The following is a 15914-nucleotide window of genomic DNA, read 5'->3' on the forward strand; positions in this document are numbered from 1 at the left end:
CTAAGGCCGCCCCACCGGCCCCACGAAGGGGCCAAAACGAAAAAACGCCGCCACCGGGTTCGCGAGGGCAAACCGGATGTGCGACGTCTTTGTCGTGGAGGGGCAGCCGCCGTTGGCTACCTGTGATGTTTCTTTAGCAAGAGCTGCGCCAGATCAGCCAAGCAACTCACTCATGGCGATAATCTGCTCAGCCACCTGAATCAGTTTCTGCTGGCGGCTCATGGCTTGGCGGCGCATCAGGGTGTAGGCCTCTTCCTCGTTGCAGTCCTTCATTTTCATCAGCATGCCCTTGGCCAGCTCGATGCGCTTGCGCTCGGCCAGTTGCTGGTCGCGGGCCTGGAGCTGGGCGCGCAAGGCCTGGTCGCTTTCGAAACGCGCCATGGCCACGTCGAGAATCGGCTGCAGGCGCTGGGCCTGGATGCCTTCGACGATGTACGCGCTGACGCCGGATTTGATCGCCTGGCGCATCACGTTCGGGTCGTGCTCATCGGTAAACATCACAATCGGGCGCGGCTGGTCGCGGCTGACCAATACCACTTGCTCCATCACATCGCGGCCGGGTGACTCGGTATCGATCAGGATGACGTCGGGGCGCACCGTTTCGACTCGCGCGGGCAGGTCGATGGTCAGGCCGGACTCATCGATCACCTCAAAACCGGCTTCGATCAGCGCCGTCTTCAGCCGGCCGACCTTGCGCGGTGTGTCGTTGATCAACAGGATTCGCAGCATGGAGGTCTCCTGTCAGCGCAAGGCTTGGCGGTGGCCGGCATCGGCCATGGCATGCAGGCGGAAGCTTCGGGCGTAGCCGACGGGGTCCGAGCCGTCCCAGACCTTGCCGTCGATCAACTGGCTGCTGCGCATGTCCTGGCCATTGTCGGTGATGCCCAAGGCAGCGGCGGCCTGGCGATACAGCGCCAACTGTTGCACCTGGCGGGCAACGCCGAGGTAGTCGGGGTCTTCGCGCAGCAGGCCCCAGCGGCGGAATTGGGTCATGAACCACATGCCATCGCAGAGGTAGGGCAGGTTGACTGCGCCACCGGCAAAAAAGCGCAGGGCGTGCGGGTCCTGCCACTGGTTGCCGAGGCCGTCGTCATAAGCGCCCAGCAAGCGTGGCTCGATGCAGTCGAGCGGAGCGTCAAGGTAGTCCCGGCCGCTGAGCAGCTGTGCGGTGGAGCGGCGGTTTTCGGTGTTTTGCTCAATAAAGCGGCTGGCCTCAAGCATCGCCATCACCAGTACACGGGCCGTATTGGGATACGCGTCGACAAAAGCCTGGGTGCAGCCAAGCACTTTTTCTGGATGGTTGGGCCAGATCGCTTGAGTAGTCGCCAGGGTGAAGCCCTGGTTTTGCTTTACCGCGCTGGCGCACCAGGGTTCGCCCACGCAAAAACCGTCGATGCGCCCGGCTTGCAGGTGCGCGAGCATCTGCGGAGGCGGGACCACGACGCTGTCCACATCCTGTAATGGATGGATACCTTGGCTCGCCAGCCAGTAATACAGCCACATGGCGTGGGTGCCTGTAGGAAAGGTCTGGGCGAAGGTCAGTTTTGTTCGGCTTTGGTGCACGTGGCGGTCCAGTGCTTCAGGAGTGACCACCCCTTGCGCCTGCAAACCACGGGACAGGTTGATGCTCTGCCCGTTCTGGTTCAGCCCCATCAGCACCGCCATATCAGTGGACGCCACGCCGCCGATGCCCAGGTGCATGGCATAGATCAGCCCGTACAGGCTATGGGCGGCGTCCAGCTCGCCGCTGGCCAGTTTGTCCCGCAGGTTGGCCCATGAACTCTGGCGCTTGAGGTTCAGGGTCAGGCCATAGGGTTGGGCGAAGCCCTGGGTGGCGGCTACTACCAACGAAGCGCAATCACTCAAGGCCATGAAGCCCAGGTCGAGGCTGCTTTTTTCCGGCGCATCGCTGCCATTGACCCAGGCCAATGGGGCGTTTACCGGGCTGCTGCCCACCGAATCATTCATCAAGACCTACCTTTTCGTTCAAAAAAAAGCGCCGCTCCTGCAGATGGCGATGTAGGCCATTGCAGGTAACGACGCCTTTGTCCGTGAGCCAGCGCCGTCGTTGGCGCGCGCTCTGATACAGAGTCCGTAGCAAGGCACATGCCACGGGCTGGCAGGCGCGGTCGGCCGTCAGCATTCCATCAAGATTAAAAAACGACGGCCTCTCAGTATGGCCGCCTCTCTCTACCAGGCCGCCCAGGAAAACCACGGTGTACGCCGAATTCCCCACAACAATGCCCCACCTGCGGTTTTGTCGCTGGCTGCTGTTTGCCGCGTTGACGCTGGGCTATGCGGTAGCCTGGGCCGAAACCTACCAGGCGCAGGATCAAAGTCTGCATACCGTGCTCACTGCACTGTCTGTGCCGTTGGGGGTACCCATCGTGGTCAGCGCCGAAGTCGCGCGGAAACGCTTGAACGGTGTGCTTGATTTCGATGCGCCGCAACTGGCACTGGAGACGCTTGCACAGCAACAGGAGTTGATCTGGTACAGCGATGGGCAAGTGCTTTACGTCTATACCGCCAGCGAGGCAAAAAGCTCGGCGGTAGCGTTGCAGCATATTTCTATCGATAAGCTGCGCGCCCTTATGCGCCGCGCGGGCATCGATGAATCTCGCTACCCCCTGCGTGAAAGCGCGGGGCGGACCTTTTATGTGTCCGGCCCGCCGAACTATGTCGATCAGGTGCTGCGCCTGGCTCATCTGATGGACCGGCAACGGGCCGACTTGCGCGTGGGTTCACAGGCCTTCGCGGTGGTCCAGGTACTCAATACTCCGGTGGAGGACCAACGATATGGCAACAGCGACAGTCCGGTCACCGTGCCGGGTATGGCGTCGATGATCGAAAAACTGCTGGCCGGCGAGCATAAGGGCCCATTGGCCGACAGAAGCCTGGGGGTGATCGCCTTTGCGGATGCCAATAGCCTGCTGATCAAGGGCAAGCCGGCGCAGGTGAGCCTTATCCAGAAACTGGTGGCGGAGCTGGACATGCCCAAGCGAGCGGTCGAGGTATCGTTATGGCTGGTAGACGTGGACCGCGACGAACTGAAAAAGCTGGGCCTTGGTGACGGCGCCGAGGCCTCAACCACTCGAATCATGGAGCCGGTGGACGATAACCGGTTGATGGCGCAGATCGCGACGTTGGAACGCCGGCGGCGTGCAAGAGTTGTCACGTTGCCGGTGATTCTGACCCAGGAGAATGTGCCTGCGGTGTTCCAGGACAACCACACCTTTTACTTACCCGCCCCCGAACGCGACGACGTCGACTGGACCCCTGTGCGTTATGGCACCCAGGTCAGCGTATTGCCGCGTTTTGCCGAGGCCAATCAGATCGAGTTGCGCCTCGATATCGAAGATGGCCGCCAGATGGTTCAGCCGGGTCGCCGCGCAAGAGCCACGGCGGTCGGTCAGGTCGCGGTTGATAGCGTCGTGCGTGTTGCCCAAGGCAAGCGTTTATGGCTGGGAGCGTTTCAGCGCGAAGCGGTGGAGCAGGGGCAGGGCAGGGCGTCGGGCCGTTCAGCGCCGGTGCGTCTGTTTGTCATTCAGGCGCGAGCGGTGGGCAACGAGCCCATTGACCTGGCGACGGGTGGCGGGCCTCCGCCGTTGACGGCGGCGCAATACGAGCGCGTGCAACGCGCGTTTGTACAGCCAGGCCGCGATGGTCCCCATGAACAGATAGGGGAGTAGAGAAAAGTCTTACATGGTTGTTCTTGAAATCGCTGATCGTCTAGGCGTTTTCCTAGCGTTAGGTGTAAGGCAGATTTTTATAGTTGTGACATGGGCGCATAAGCCGTTACTGGAAATAGGGACTTCAATGTCAGTCGTTGGATACCGAGGTAGGTATGGTCGTCGTGGATAATCAATTGACGACGCATTCGCTGTTTTTTGCGCAGTGGACCCTGCACGGCGATGGCCGCCTGACCGGCGCGGGGGCGGATGTTCAGTTGCCGCCCAAAGAGTGGCATGTGTTGCGGCTACTGCTGGTTTCCGGCAGCGTATTGATGACCAAGGATCGCTTGCTGGAGCTGGCGTGGCCACAGGGTGATGTCTCCGAGGAATCGCTGACACGCTGCATCTATTCGCTGCGCAAATACCTGGGTGCGGATAAAGGGTTTATCAAGACGATCTACGGTCGCGGCTATCGGTTTACATGCCCGGTGAGGACTGATGCCGGGCAGGCGCCAGGGGGGATGAGGCAAGTGGAGCACGTGTGCTCGGTCTGCGGCCAGGTCAGCCATGGCCAGGTGATGGATGAGCAGATCAGACATGGCTAAGTTATGGCGTACGGGCCTGTTGTTAAGTGCCTTGATGAGCGGCAATCAGGCATTGGCCGATTGCTGGGTGGACGCCGCCAGCCGCCACGATATCGAGCCGGAGTTGTTGCAGGCGATCGCTGCGGTGGAATCGGGCAATCGTGCGGACAAGGTCAACCATGGTAATAGCAACGGCACCCGCGACATCGGTTTGATGCAGATCAACAGCAGCCACTTGCCCCGCCTGCTCAAGCAGGGCATTACCGAGGAGCGCCTGCTGAGCGAACCTTGCCTGTCAGTTGAGGTGGGGGCGTCGATTCTCGCGGAATTCATCCAGCGCTTTGGCTACAACTGGACAGCGGTGGGCTCCTATAATGCGGGGCCGGGCCAAGGGCCCCAGTTCGAGGCGTTGCGTATGCGTTATGCAGAAAAAATCTGGGCGCGTTACGAGGCGCTGGTCATGCAGCGGCATTGACGTTTGAACGGCACGCCTCGCGCGTGTGGCGTGACCCCGGCTATAATCGGCGCCACCTTCCGCCGCCATCCGAGTCTAGCCTGCCCATGTATACCCTGGCCCGCCAGCTGTTGTTCAAACTCTCCCCGGAAACCTCCCACGATCTGTCCTTGGACCTGATTGGAGCCGGTGGCCGCCTGGGGCTCAATGGCCTGGTGTGCAAGGCGCCGGCGAAAATGCCGGTATCGGTGATGGGGCTGGACTTCCCCAACCCGGTCGGGCTGGCGGCTGGCCTGGACAAGAACGGCGCGGCCATCGATGGCTTTGCCCAACTGGGTTTCGGTTTTGTCGAAATCGGCACCGTGACCCCGCGACCGCAGCCGGGTAATCCCAAGCCGCGCATCTTCCGCTTGCCGGAAGCTGAGGCGATCATCAATCGCATGGGTTTCAACAACCTGGGCGTCGATCATCTGCTGTCGCGTGTTCAGGCGGCGAAGTACAAGGGCATCCTGGGCATCAATATCGGCAAGAACTTCGATACCCCGGTAGAGCGTGCCGTCGATGACTACCTGATCTGCCTGGACAAGGTCTACGCCCACGCCAGCTACGTCACCGTCAATGTCAGTTCGCCCAACACCCCTGGCCTGCGCAGCCTGCAGTTCGGCGATTCCCTCAAGCAATTGCTGGAAGCCTTGCGCCAGCGCCAGGAAGACCTGGCTGTGCGCCATGGCAAGCGTGTGCCGTTGGCGATCAAGATTGCCCCGGACATGAGCGACGAAGAAACCGTACTGGTCGCCCAAGCCTTGATCGATACCGGTATGGATGCAGTGATCGCGACCAACACCACCCTCAGCCGGGTTGGCGTCGAAGGCCTGGCCCATGGTGATGAAGCGGGCGGCCTTTCTGGTGCCCCGGTGCGTGACCAGAGCACGCATATCGTCAAGGTGCTGGCCGCTGAGTTGGCGGGACGTTTGCCGATTATCGCAGTGGGTGGCATCACCGAAGGCAAGCACGCCGCCGAGAAAATCGCCGCGGGCGCCAGCCTGGTGCAGTTGTATTCCGGCTTTATCTACAAAGGCCCGGCGCTGATTCGCCAGTCGGTGGACGCGATCGCTGCACTGCCTCGAGGCAGATAGCTGGCAATAAAAAGGGCTCCTCAAAAGGAGCCCCTGGGCCGAAGCCCGCCGCCTGGATAGGGCGTGCGTGGTTAAGTCATTGCATATTCGTGGTGGTGTCGGAATTAAATGCCCTTGATTAGCCGACGGCGTGAAGTTCGTTGAGTCTGTGGATTCCCGCAGTGCCAGTCATACCGTCCCAGTTGTCGCCGCGTCCTTCTCGCCAGCCGTTGATCCAGGCTTGGCGTACCGACGGTAGAGTAAATGGGCAAAGCTCACGGGATTTGCCATGAACGCCATATTGATATCCGCGTAAAAATGCTCTTTCCAACGGATCACGCTTAAGTCTTCTCATAGGGTGTTTCCCTCACTTGTTGACTGTCTTGATATCCTTCGGCCTCGTCTGAGGCCGGGCAGAGTTTTTCTGCCGTTGGTGGGCTCGCTGCCGGCGTGGCGAGCCTAGTGTCGGCGTCGTTACGGCGCCAACCTGTGTTGAGTTCTAACCAATAGGTCACATGGATTCAATGATCGTTTTGTCATAAGCACGTAACGATAACGATGCTATAGCCATAAGCTGGGATGGCTTTTCGCCCCTTTTATTCGGCAAAGCCAGCTATGATGTGCCCTGCAAAGAGGATGGGTTTAATCCTTTGGTGAGAATGCCCGCCCGTTGCAGTCGGTTATTATTCGACGAAGGGTCGGAATATTTCTTTTTGTTGCTACAAAATCTTCTTCTGCCCCGTGAATTAAGGCCGAAAGGCCCGTTAGACGGGGTGGGACGGCACATTCGTGCCACGCGAGCACTCTTCAAGAAAAGTGCTTGATTGAAAACCGAACCGGCGATGCGTCGCCCGTTCATTTATTGCTGAAAAGCCTGGAATGCCCCATGTCGGACCGTTTTGAACTCTTCCTCACTTGCCCCAAGGGCCTCGAAGGCCTGCTGATCGAGGAAGCCGTCGGGCTTGGCCTTGAGGAGGCCCGCGAGCACACCTCGGCCGTGCGCGGCATGGCCGACATGGAAACCGCCTACCGCCTGTGCCTCTGGTCGCGCCTGGCCAACCGCGTGTTGCTGGTGCTCAAGCGCTTCCCGATGAAGGACGCGGAAGACCTCTACCACGGCGTGCTGGACATCGAATGGGCCGACCACATGGTCCCGGACGGCACCTTGGCGGTGGAATTCAGCGGTCACGGCTCGGGCATCGACAACACCCACTTCGGCGCGCTGAAGGTCAAGGATGCGATCGTCGACAAGCTGCGCACCCCGACCGGCGAACGCCCGTCCATCGACAAGATCAACCCGGACCTGCGCATCCACCTGCGCCTGGACCGCGGCGAAGCGATCCTGTCCCTCGACCTCTCCGGCCACAGCCTGCACCAGCGCGGTTACCGCCTGCAGCAGGGCGCTGCGCCGTTGAAGGAAAACCTGGCGGCGGCAATCCTGATTCGCGCCGGCTGGCCGCGCATTGCTGCCGAAGGCGGCGCGCTGACTGACCCGATGTGCGGCGTGGGCACCTTCCTGGTTGAAGGCGCGATGATCGCCGCCGACATGGCCCCCAACCTCAACCGCGAACTCTGGGGCTTCACCACCTGGCTCGGTCACGTCCCGGCACTGTGGAAAAAACTGCACACCGAGGCCACCGAACGCGCGGCGATTGGCATGAACAAGCCGCCGTTGTGGGTGCGAGGCTATGAAGCCGACCCGCGCTTGATCCAGCCCGCGCGCAACAACATCGAACGTGCCGGCCTGAGCCACTGGATCAAGGTGTACCAGGGCGAAGTCGGCACCTTCGAGCCACGCCCGGACCAGAACCAGAAAGGCCTGGTGATCTGCAACCCTCCCTACGGCGAGCGCCTGGGTGACGAAGCCAGCCTGTTGTACCTCTACCAGAACCTCGGCGAACGTCTGCGCCAGGCCTGCATGGGCTGGGAAGCGGCGGTGTTCACCGGCGCGCCGGACCTGGGCAAGCGCATGGGCATCCGCAGCCACAAACAGTATTCGTTCTGGAACGGCGCCTTGCCGTGCAAATTGCTGCTGATCAAGGTCAACCCCGACCAGTTCGTCACTGGCGAGCGTCGCACCCCGGAACAGCGTCAGGCCGAGCGTGAGCAAGCCGCTTACGACCAGGCGCCAACCGAGCCGCAAGAGCGCCAGTACAACAAGAACGGTAACCCGATCAAACCCGCCCCGGCGCCGGTGGTCGAGCAGGCGCGCCTGAGCGAAGGCGGGCAGATGTTCGCCAACCGCCTGCAGAAGAACCTCAAGCAGCTGGGCAAATGGGCCAAGCGTGAAGGCGTGGATTGCTACCGCGTGTATGACGCCGATATGCCCGAATACTCCATGGCCATCGACCTGTACCACGACTGGGTCCACGTGCAGGAATACGCGGCGCCGAAATCCATCGACCCGGAAAAAGCCTCCGCACGTATGTTCGATGCGCTGGCGGCTATTCCCCAGGCCCTGAATGTCGACAAGAGCCGCGTGGTGGTCAAGCGTCGCGAGCGTCAGAGCGGTACCAAGCAGTACGAGCGCCAGAGCGCCCAGGGCAAGTTCACCGAAGTCAGCGAAGGCGGCGTGAAGTTGCTGGTCAACCTCACCGACTACCTGGACACCGGCCTGTTCCTCGACCACCGCCCCATGCGCATGCGCATCCAGAAGGAAGCGGCCGGCAAGCGTTTCCTCAACCTGTATTGCTACACCGCCACCGCCAGTGTGCATGCAGCCAAGGGCGGCGCGCGCAGCACCACCAGCGTCGACCTGTCCAAGACTTACCTGGACTGGGCGCGCCGCAACTTCTCGCTCAACGGTTTCTCCGACAAGAACCGCCTGGAGCAGGGTGATGTGATGGCGTGGCTGGAGGCCAGCCGCGATGAGTTCGACCTGATCTTCATCGACCCGCCGACCTTCTCCAACTCCAAGCGCATGGAAGGCATCTTCGACGTGCAGCGCGATCACGTGCAGTTGCTCGACCTGGCCATGGCGCGCCTGGCGCCGGGTGGCGTGCTGTACTTTTCGAACAACTTCCGCAAGTTTGTGCTCGAGGACAACCTGAGCCAACGCTACGCGGTCGAGGAAATCAGCGACAAGACCCTTGACCCGGATTTCGCACGTAATGCGAAGATTCACCGGGCGTGGAAAATCAGCGCCCGCTGATCGCCGCAGCAAAAAAGCCGCAACCCCGGAATATTCAGGGCTTGCGGCTTTTTTACGCTGGTCAAACACCGGCCTCATGGCTATAACTTAACGCCTAGCCAAAGTGACAGCCCCGCACGCTGGCGTTGTGAGTGTTGCCTATGCTAATGCACGCCGTTCGCCCGAAAATCCTAGGCTTTATCAGTGAGCAGGCGTCGGCTTGGCTGGTGGCGTTTGTGGTGCTTTTGGCAGGCTGCGCGTTGACGGCAATCGTCGCCTGGGCGGCGTCCGATCTCTATCAGCAACAGGTGCGCCAACGCTTTCAGTTGCTGATTAATGAGCGCTACACCCGCCTGCAGGAACGCTTCGAAGACCAGGAGCAACGCCTGAACAGCCTGCGGCGTTTCTTTGTAAATTCCGCTGAGGTGTCCCGCCAAGAATTCGACGGTTTTGCCCAGCCCTTGTTGCTGCGCGCCCGCGCTTACTCCTGGGCGCCGCGCGTGTTTCGCGAGCAGCGCAGCCAATTTGAACACGAGGTGTCGCGCCAGCGCGGCACGCCGTTTGTTATCCGCGAATTGAATGCCGCCGGTGAGCTGGTCCCCGCGCCTGAGCGTGAAGAATACGTGCCGGTGCTCTACAGCCAGACTCAAAGCCTGCTGGGCGCGCCACTGGGCTTTGATCTGCTGGCCCAGCCCCTGCGACGTTCGGCCCTTGAGCGCGCGCAACAAAGCGGCAAGCTGGCGGTGTCGCAACCGATGCAACTGGTGGGGGTAGAGCCCGCGTATGCCACCGGTGTACTGCTGGTCGCACCGGTGAGCAGCCAGCCCACTTCAGCGCAGCCCCAGAACGAACCCTACGGCTATGTGATGGCGGTGATCAGCATGCGCCAACTGGTGACTGACGGGTTGCCAAAGCCGGATCGCGACAACCTGGTGATGCAGATTGTCGACACGTCCGACCTGCAACAGCGCGTACTCTTCGAGTCGAGTAACGCGCTGGGCGACAGTGACCTCGTCGGCGCGCGCCGCCTCACATTGGGCGACCGTGTATACGCCCTGAGCCTGCGCCCGAGCCAGGTGTTCGATCAGTCCAATCATTCCTCGCTGGCCACGATCCTGAGCATGGGCGGGTTGCTCAGCCTGCTGCTCAGCGCGTTGCTCTATGTGCTGGTGAGCCAGCGCCAGCGCGCGTTGAAACTGGTGGAGCAGCGCACCGTGCAGTTGCGCCAGCGCGAGCAGGAGCTGCGCGGGGCGCATGGGCAATTACGCAGTGTGCTGAATGCCGCCACCCAGGTGGCGATCATTGCGACCGACCTGCGCGGGGTCATCAACACCTTCAACGCCGGTGCCGAGCGGATGCTGGGGTTCAAGGCGGAGCAGGTGGTGGGCAAGTTGACCCTGGAAAGCCTGCACCTGGCGGCGGAGCTCCAAGCGCGCTCCGCCAGCCTGAGTGTGGCCTTGGGCAAGCGCATTCCAGCGAGCCAGGCGATGCTGGTGGAAAGCCCCGACACCCTGCACGAAGCCCGTGAATGGAGGCTGATCCGCCAGGACCGCAGCCAATTGACCGTGAATATGCTGGCCACCGTGTTGCTCGATGAGCATGGTTTATGGATCGGGCACTTGGCTATTTACCTGGACGTTACCGAGCAGAAACGCGCCTACGAGGCACTGGCCGCCCGCGACCGGCTACTCAAAAAGCTCAGCGCCCATGTGCCCGGCGGGATCTTCCAATTCACCCTCGAGGCTCAGGACCGCTGGAAATTCATCTACGCCAGCGACGGCATGCGTGACATCTATGAAATCGAGCTTGGCCTGTTGCAGCAGGATGCGACGAAAGTCTTCGAGCGTATCCATCCGCTGGACGCGGAGCGGGTGCGCGCGTCGATCCGCTTGTCGGCCCTGCAGTTGAGCCATTGGCGCGAGGAGTACCGGGTGCTGTTGCCGCAACGGGGTCTGCGCTGGCTCCGCGGCGAGGCCACCCCGGAAGAATTGCCAAGCGGCGGTACCCTGTGGAATGGCTACGTCTCGGATATTTCCGATCTCAAGCGGGTGGAGGAGGAGCTGCGTGCGCTGTCGATCACCGACTCGCTGACCGGGATTCACAACCGCCGCTATTTCCAGGATCGGCTTCGGGCCGAGATGGTAAGGCTCAACCGCACCTCGGGGGCCTTGTCGGTGATCATGCTCGACATCGACCACTTCAAGCGCATCAACGACCGGCACGGGCATGCTGTGGGCGACGGGGTGCTGCAGGAGTTGTGCAAACGTATCAGCCAGCGCCTGCGCCGCAGCGATGTGTTCTGCCGTCTCGGGGGCGAGGAGTTCATGGTGCTGTGCCCCAACACCGATGACGAACAGGCCTATGGCTTGGCGATGCAATTATGGCAATCGCTGCGTGACGTACCGATGGAGCCGGTGGGCATCGTTACCGCCAGCTTTGGTGTGGCCAGCTGGCGGGTGGATGAGGGCATCGATGGGTTGCTGCTGCGCGCCGACTCGGCGGTGTATGTGGCCAAGCAGGCGGGCAGGGACCGGGTAGAGAGGGTAGCGAGGGCGCTTGCTCCCGCGGGACCGCAAAGCGGTCCCCATTCACTGAATTAGAGCACCGGCGCTGCGGCCGCCAGCTTCGGCTGGCGATACAGGTCCAGCAGCACTTGGTCGAGCACTGACGAGGCGCCCCATGGCTTCGGATCATTCAGGATCGCCACCACCGCCCAGGTATTGCCGTTGTTGTCGCGGCTGAATCCGGCGATGGCGCGCACGGTGTTCAAGGTACCGGTCTTGACGTGGGCCTCGCCGCGCATGGCGGTGGTTTTCAGGCGCTTGCGCATGGTGCCGTCAGTGCCGGCAATCGGCAGCGAGCTGATGTATTCCGCAGCGTAGGGGCTTTTCCAGGCGGCTTGCAGCATGGCTGCCATTTCGCGCGCGCTGACCCGCTCGGCACGCGACAGGCCGGAGCCGTTCTCCATCACCAGGTGCGGCGCGGTAATGCCTTTCTTCGCCAGCCACTGGCGCACCACGCGTTGTGCAGCCTTGGCGTCGTCGCCATCGGCATCGTTGCGGAACTGCGCGCCCAGGCTCAGGAACAGCTGCTGGGCCATGGTGTTGTTACTGTATTTGTTGATGTCGCGGATGATTTCCGCCAAGTCCGGGGAAAACGCGCGGGCGAGTAACTTGGCATTCTTTGGCACCGGCGCCTGGATATCACGGCCCTGGAGGGTGCCGCCCAGCTCCTGCCAGATCGCCCGTACGGCGCCGGCGGTGTAGGTCGCGTGGTCGAGCAGCGACAGATAGGTCTGCGAGCTGCAGCCTTCCGCCAACTGGCCGCTGACCGTCACCGTCATGCTGCCGTCGGCGGCCGTGACCGGGTTGTAGCGCACGTCACCGGTGCACTGCTTGGCGTTGGAAACTTTGACTTGGTTGTCGATGCGGATGCTCGCAATCGGCGGTTCGACCGACACGATCACTCGGCCCGAATCGTTACGCGTCACAAAGCGCAGGGCCTTGAGGTTGACCAGCAGGGCGTCGGGCTTGACCAGGAATGGTTTGTTTTCGTCGTTGCCGTCGTCATTGAACTCCGGCAACTGCGGTTGGTTGAAGAAGCTGCGGTCCAGCACCAGGTCGCCGGTCACTTGCTGCACGCCGTTGGCGCGCAGGTCGCGCATCAGCAGCCAGAGTTTTTCCATGTTCAGCTTGGGGTCGCCGCCGCCCTTGAGGTACAGGTTGCCGTGCAACACGCCACCGCTGAGGGTGCCGTCGGTGTAGAACTCGGTTTTCCACTGGTGGTTGGGGCCGAGCATCTCCAGGGCCGCGTAGGTGGTGACCAGCTTCATGGTGGAGGCCGGGTTCACCGAGACGTCAGCGTTGAAGACGGTAGGGGTGCCGGGCCCGTTCAGGGGAATCATCACCAGCGACAGCGCGGTATTTTGCAGCTTGGCCTTGGCCAGCGCTTGCTGAACATTCGGGGGCAGGGTGTTGTTGACGGGGGCGGCAGAGGTGGAAAAGGCCAGGGGAAGCAGAAGACCGGCGATTAATACTGAACGCAAAGATTTGATCATAAGGAATAAAACCCTACTGCTGAGGAGGGTGAAAAAGGCGAGGGGTGTGTAAGAAAATCCCTCATTAGTCATGAAAGTGTCGGCATTATGCCCCAAGGTTGGTCCCGTTGTAGCTGAACCATAGCTGGTAATTCGGGTTTTTTTTACCGGTAAAGTGCCGCCTGTCCCAGAGAGTCGGGCAATCGCCGCCTTAAACTGCTAAAGTGCCGCCCGTTATTACTTATGAGGACTGTTCCAATGGCGACTAACCGTTCCCAGCGTCTGCGCAAAAAACTGTGCGTTGATGAATTTCAAGAGCTGGGTTTCGAACTGAACCTGGACTTCAAAGAAGGCCTGAGTGAAGAAGCTATCGACGCTTTCCTCGAAGCATTCATCAAAGAAGCCATGGAAGCCAACGGCCTGGGCTATGTTGGCGGCGATGACTTCGGTCTGGTTTGCCTGCAGAAGCGCGGCTCGGTTTCCGAAGAGCAGCGTGCTGCGGTTGAAGCATGGCTGAAAACCCGTTCCGAGCTGACCAAGGCTGAAGTCAGCCCGTTGCTGGACGTGTGGTATCCAGAAAAGCCGATCAACGCGGCTAAGTGATACTGAAAAAAACGGCGACCTGAGGGTCGCCGTTTTTTTATGCCTTGCGCCAATTCAAGATCAGCAGCGTCAACACCCCCGCCACAATCCCCCAGAACGCCGAGCCGACTGAAAACAACGTCAGCCCCGACGCGGTGACCATAAAGGTGATCAGTGCCGCCTCCCGTTCCTTCGGCTCATTCATGGCAATGCTCAAGCCATTGATGATCGAGCCAAACAATGCCAAGGCCGCAATCGACAGCACCAGCTCCTTGGGCAGGGCTGCGAACAATGCCGCCAATGTCGCGCCGAATACCCCGGCAATCCCGTAGAACACCCCGCACCACACGGCGGCGGTGTAGCGCTTGTTGCGATCCTCATGGGCATGCGGGCCGGTGCAGATGGCTGCGCTGATCGCCGCCAGGTTGATGCCGTGGGAGCCGAATGGCGCCAGCACCAGCGACGCCAGGCCGGTGGTGGTGATCAGCGGCGAGGCTGGCACGTTGTAGCCGTCGGCGCGCAGCACGGCGACGCCGGGCATGTTCTGCGAGGTCATCGCCACGACGAACAGCGGGATGCCGATGCTGATCGTTGCCGCCAGCGAGAAATGCGGGGTGGTCCAAACCGGAGTGGCCACTTCCAGGTGAAAACCACTGAAATCCAGCAAGCCCATCAGGCCCGAGAGCAGGGTGCCGATCACCAATGCCGCGAGCACTGCATAGCGTGGCGACAGGCGCTTGATGATCAGGTAAGTGAAAAACATCCCCAGCACCAGGCCCGTACGGTGCTGCGCGGCGACGAAAATCTCGCTGCCGATCTTGAACAGAATTCCCGCCAGCAAGGCCGCCGCCAGTGACGCCGGGATGCGTTTGACCAGTTTTTCAAAGCTGCCGGTCAGCCCGCACAGCGTCACCAGCACCGCGCAGGTGATGTAGGCACCAATCGCCTCGCCGTAACTGACACCACCCAGGCTGGTGATCAGCAGCGCGGCGCCGGGGGTCGACCAGGCAATGGTGATCGGCGTGCGATAGCGCAAAGACAGGCCGATGCTGCACACCGCCATGCCGATGGAGATCGCCCAGATCCATGAGGAAATCTGCGCCGTGGTCAAACCGGCGGCTTGCCCGGCCTGGAACATCAGGACCAGGGAGCTGGTATAGCCGGTCATCATGGCGATGAAGCCGGCGACGACGGCCGACGCAGACGTGTCGGCCAGCGGGCGCAAGGGCGCTTGGGTGGCGTCATTCATGGAAAGGTGTTCCTTTTACCTGGGTTTTGCCGGTGAGGGCGCGGATTCAAGCCTAAACTCAAACGCGATGACTCATTGCAATACAGCCGGGGCCGCAAACAGCCGTACAGTGTGTTGGCGCAGAGGGTTGTGTACAATGTGCCGTGTTTTTAGGTGATACTTGCCAGCGACACGCGCTTGCCGTATTACCCTTAATTCGCCGCCGTTCTCCAAACCCGAGTGCCCATGACCGAACAGTTGCAACCTCTCAAGAAACAACCGCGAGCCGGCAAGGCCGGTCGCAGCGGAACCCAGGACGATATCGTCTACGCGCATATCTTCGAGGCGATCCTCGAACAACGCCTGGCGCCCGGAACCAAATTGAGTGAAGAGGCACTGGGTGAAATCTTTGGCGTGAGCCGCACCATCATTCGCCGTGCGCTGTCGCGCCTGGCCCATGAAGGCGTGGTGTTGCTGCGGCCCAATCGCGGTGCGGTGGTGGCAAGCCCGAGCGTCGAAGAAGCGCGCCAGGTGTTCCTCGCCCGTCGCCTGGTGGAGCGCGCGATCACCGAGTTGGCGGTGCAACACGCCACCGCCGAACAGTTGGCTGAGCTGCGCCAGATGGTCAACGACGAACGCGACAGCTTCTCGCGCGGCGATCGTGGTGCGGGTATCCGGCTCTCGGGCGAATTCCACCTCAAGCTGGCCGAGGCGGCGAAGAACGCGCCGCTGATCAGCTTCCAGCGCAGCCTGGTGTCCCAGACCTCGTTGATCATCGCCCAGTACGAAAGCGGCAACCGCTCGCACTGTTCCTACGATGAACACACCCAGCTGATCGACGCGATCGAGGCACGCGATGCGGCACTGGCAGTGAATTTGATGATGCACCACATGGACCACATCGACAGCAAGCTCAACCTCGACGAGGAAAGCGCGTCGGATGATTTGCATGCGGTGTTCTCGCATTTGTTGCAGACCAAAAAGCCGGGACGCTCGTCCGTAAAACTGTAAACCCGATCAAAAATGTGGGAGCGGGCTTGCTCGCGAAGGCGGTGGTTCAGTCTAAGTATCTGTTGACTGACACACCACATTCGCGAGCAAGCCCGCTCCCACA

Annotated in this window: 13 protein-coding genes; 8 read left to right on the forward strand and 5 right to left on the reverse strand. The window is 61.2% G+C overall.

Annotated features, from left to right (window positions below):
- Positions 1-153 precede the first annotated feature (153 nt).
- Both WBR57_RS03070 and WBR57_RS03075 read right to left on the reverse strand, forming a co-directional pair.
- Entirely contained in the window at positions 154-729 is a 576-nt protein-coding gene (locus WBR57_RS03070) for an ANTAR domain-containing response regulator (protein WP_424082008.1), read from the reverse strand.
- A gap of 12 nt (positions 730-741) precedes the next feature.
- Positions 742-1968 carry a CmpA/NrtA family ABC transporter substrate-binding protein gene (locus WBR57_RS03075; protein WP_424082010.1) on the reverse strand — a complete coding sequence of 409 codons (1227 nt, stop codon included), beginning with the start codon at positions 1966-1968 and terminating at the stop codon, positions 742-744.
- A 272-nt stretch (positions 1969-2240) separates the two neighbouring features.
- Here WBR57_RS03075 and sctC point away from each other — a divergent pair, with 272 nt between their 5' ends.
- The 4 genes from sctC (at position 2241) to WBR57_RS03095 (ending at position 5845) form a co-directional block, all read left to right on the forward strand.
- Positions 2241-3689 carry a type III secretion system outer membrane ring subunit SctC gene (sctC, locus tag WBR57_RS03080; protein WP_424082032.1) on the forward strand — a complete coding sequence of 483 codons (1449 nt, stop codon included), beginning with the start codon at positions 2241-2243 and terminating at the stop codon, positions 3687-3689.
- Between the two features lie 155 nt (positions 3690-3844).
- Positions 3845-4276, forward strand: a complete 432-nt coding sequence (locus WBR57_RS03085) for a winged helix-turn-helix domain-containing protein (protein ID WP_424082013.1) — start codon at positions 3845-3847, stop codon at positions 4274-4276.
- Positions 4269-4730: a transglycosylase SLT domain-containing protein gene (locus WBR57_RS03090; protein ID WP_424082015.1), complete on the forward strand. Its 462-nt coding sequence runs from the start codon at positions 4269-4271 to the stop codon at positions 4728-4730. Before WBR57_RS03085 ends, WBR57_RS03090 begins: the two co-directional genes overlap by 8 nt.
- An 86-nt stretch (positions 4731-4816) precedes the next feature.
- On the forward strand, positions 4817-5845 hold the full coding sequence (locus tag WBR57_RS03095; protein ID WP_424082017.1) for a quinone-dependent dihydroorotate dehydrogenase: 1029 nt from the start codon (positions 4817-4819) through the stop codon (positions 5843-5845).
- A 118-nt stretch (positions 5846-5963) separates the two neighbouring features.
- On the opposite strand, the gene rmf is transcribed toward WBR57_RS03095, so the two are convergent.
- Complete coding sequence (rmf, locus tag WBR57_RS03100; RefSeq protein ID WP_002553055.1) at positions 5964-6179, reverse strand: ribosome modulation factor; 216 nt, start codon at positions 6177-6179, stop codon at positions 5964-5966.
- Between the two features lie 531 nt (positions 6180-6710).
- Between rmf and rlmKL the strand changes: the two genes are divergently transcribed.
- Both rlmKL and WBR57_RS03110 read left to right on the forward strand, forming a co-directional pair.
- Positions 6711-8975 (forward strand): bifunctional 23S rRNA (guanine(2069)-N(7))-methyltransferase RlmK/23S rRNA (guanine(2445)-N(2))-methyltransferase RlmL, encoded by a 2265-nt coding sequence (gene rlmKL, locus WBR57_RS03105; protein ID WP_424082019.1) that lies wholly within the window; start codon positions 6711-6713, stop codon positions 8973-8975.
- A 140-nt stretch (positions 8976-9115) separates the two neighbouring features.
- Positions 9116-11554, forward strand: coding sequence for a sensor domain-containing diguanylate cyclase (locus WBR57_RS03110; protein ID WP_424082022.1), 2439 nt, complete (start codon positions 9116-9118; stop codon positions 11552-11554).
- Here the strand turns inward: WBR57_RS03110 and dacB are convergent.
- Positions 11551-13011 (reverse strand): D-alanyl-D-alanine carboxypeptidase/D-alanyl-D-alanine endopeptidase, encoded by a 1461-nt coding sequence (gene dacB / locus WBR57_RS03115; RefSeq protein WP_424082024.1) that lies wholly within the window; start codon positions 13009-13011, stop codon positions 11551-11553. The two genes, WBR57_RS03110 and dacB, sit on opposite strands and share 4 nt — an antisense overlap.
- A 237-nt stretch (positions 13012-13248) precedes the next feature.
- Here dacB and WBR57_RS03120 point away from each other — a divergent pair, with 237 nt between their 5' ends.
- The gene (locus tag WBR57_RS03120; protein WP_122543826.1) at positions 13249-13593 is read left to right on the forward strand and encodes a YggL family protein; all 345 of its coding nucleotides are present in this window, start codon (positions 13249-13251) and stop codon (positions 13591-13593) included.
- A gap of 37 nt (positions 13594-13630) precedes the next feature.
- Here WBR57_RS03120 and WBR57_RS03125 read toward each other — a convergent pair whose 3' ends face one another.
- A complete protein-coding gene (locus WBR57_RS03125; RefSeq protein ID WP_424082026.1) occupies positions 13631-14821 on the reverse strand; it encodes a benzoate/H(+) symporter BenE family transporter in 1191 nt (396 codons plus the stop codon).
- 225 nt (positions 14822-15046) lie between these two features.
- Between WBR57_RS03125 and WBR57_RS03130 the strand changes: the two genes are divergently transcribed.
- Positions 15047-15811 carry a GntR family transcriptional regulator gene (locus WBR57_RS03130; protein WP_424082028.1) on the forward strand — a complete coding sequence of 255 codons (765 nt, stop codon included), beginning with the start codon at positions 15047-15049 and terminating at the stop codon, positions 15809-15811.
- Positions 15812-15914 lie beyond the last annotated feature (103 nt).

The organism is Pseudomonas sp. (assembly GCF_049590575.1).
Taxonomy (GTDB): domain Bacteria; phylum Pseudomonadota; class Gammaproteobacteria; order Pseudomonadales; family Pseudomonadaceae; genus Aquipseudomonas.